Genomic DNA, 1015 nt, shown 5'->3' on the forward strand with positions numbered 1-1015 from the left:
TTTTCCTCTTTTTATCATTGTTGACAGATAAAAAAGGGTTCAGACACAAAAATAGGCTGTGGAGCAAACTTTCTCCACAGCCTGAAAAAAACCTTACATCTTTTGATGTAAGGTTTTTTCTAACTTATAATGGAGCCTAGCGGGATCGAACCGCTGACCTCCTGCGTGCAAGGCAGGCGCTCTCCCAGCTGAGCTAAGGCCCCGAAGTAAAAAAGCGGAAGACGGGATTCGAACCCGCGACCCCAACCTTGGCAAGGTTGTATTCTACCACTGAACTACTTCCGCACGGTATAAAATTAATTTCGCTTATAAAGTGCGGGTGAAGGGAGTCGAACCCCCACGCCAAAGGCGCCAGATCCTAAGTCTGGTGCGTCTGCCAATTCCGCCACACCCGCGAATTATTATAAATGGTGAGCCATGAAGGACTCGAACCTTCGACCCTCTGATTAAAAGTCAGATGCTCTACCAACTGAGCTAATGGCTCGTAAATGGCTGGGCTAGCTGGATTCGAACCAGCGCATGACGGAGTCAAAGTCCGTTGCCTTACCGCTTGGCTATAGCCCATCAATATTTACTAGTATGCTTGTCTTTTCAAAAAAATAAACCTTTATCAGGTTGTTTTTTGAAAATGGTGGAGGGGGGCAGATTCGAACTGCCGAACCCGAAGGAGCGGATTTACAGTCCGCCGCGTTTAGCCACTTCGCTACCCCTCCGACATTATATGGTGGAGGATGACGGGATCGAACCGCCGACCCCCTGCTTGTAAGGCAGGTGCTCTCCCAGCTGAGCTAATCCTCCAAAAGTGGTGACCCGTACGGGATTCGAACCCGTGTTACCGCCGTGAAAGGGCGGTGTCTTAACCACTTGACCAACGGGCCAAAAGTTGTAATACTGTTCGCAAGCTTCCAACCGGGCTTGAACCGGTGACCTCTTCCTTACCATGGAAGTGCTCTACCAGCTGAGCTATGGAAGCATAATGGCTCCGCAGGTAGGACTCGAACCTACGACCGATCGG

The 1015-nt window shown here is 50.0% G+C and carries 9 tRNA genes and 1 other annotated feature (1 of these 10 running past the window's edge); all 9 genes read right to left on the bottom strand.

The annotated features are described in order from the left end of the window. Positions 1-1015: a sequence feature (mutual gap in cmsearch alignment for this rRNA model is longer than 100), on the bottom strand; it reaches 1341 nt to the left of the window's first position. Next, positions 131-203, bottom strand: a tRNA-Ala gene (locus Y7E_RS33945). (Overlaps the previous feature by 73 nt.) Then, positions 214-285: transfer RNA gene (locus Y7E_RS33950), tRNA-Gly, on the bottom strand. After that, positions 315-395, bottom strand: a tRNA-Leu gene (locus tag Y7E_RS33955). Next, positions 409-484, bottom strand: a tRNA-Lys gene (locus Y7E_RS33960). Beyond that, positions 490-564: transfer RNA gene (locus tag Y7E_RS33965), tRNA-Gln, on the bottom strand. Further along, positions 630-713: transfer RNA gene (locus Y7E_RS33970), tRNA-Tyr, on the bottom strand. Then, positions 723-798: transfer RNA gene (locus Y7E_RS33975), tRNA-Val, on the bottom strand. Beyond that, positions 804-878 (bottom strand) — tRNA-Glu (locus tag Y7E_RS33980). Next, a tRNA-Thr gene (locus tag Y7E_RS33985) sits at positions 901-973 on the bottom strand.

The organism is Bacillus bingmayongensis (assembly GCF_000299035.1).
GTDB classification, from domain to species: domain Bacteria; phylum Bacillota; class Bacilli; order Bacillales; family Bacillaceae_G; genus Bacillus_A; species Bacillus_A bingmayongensis.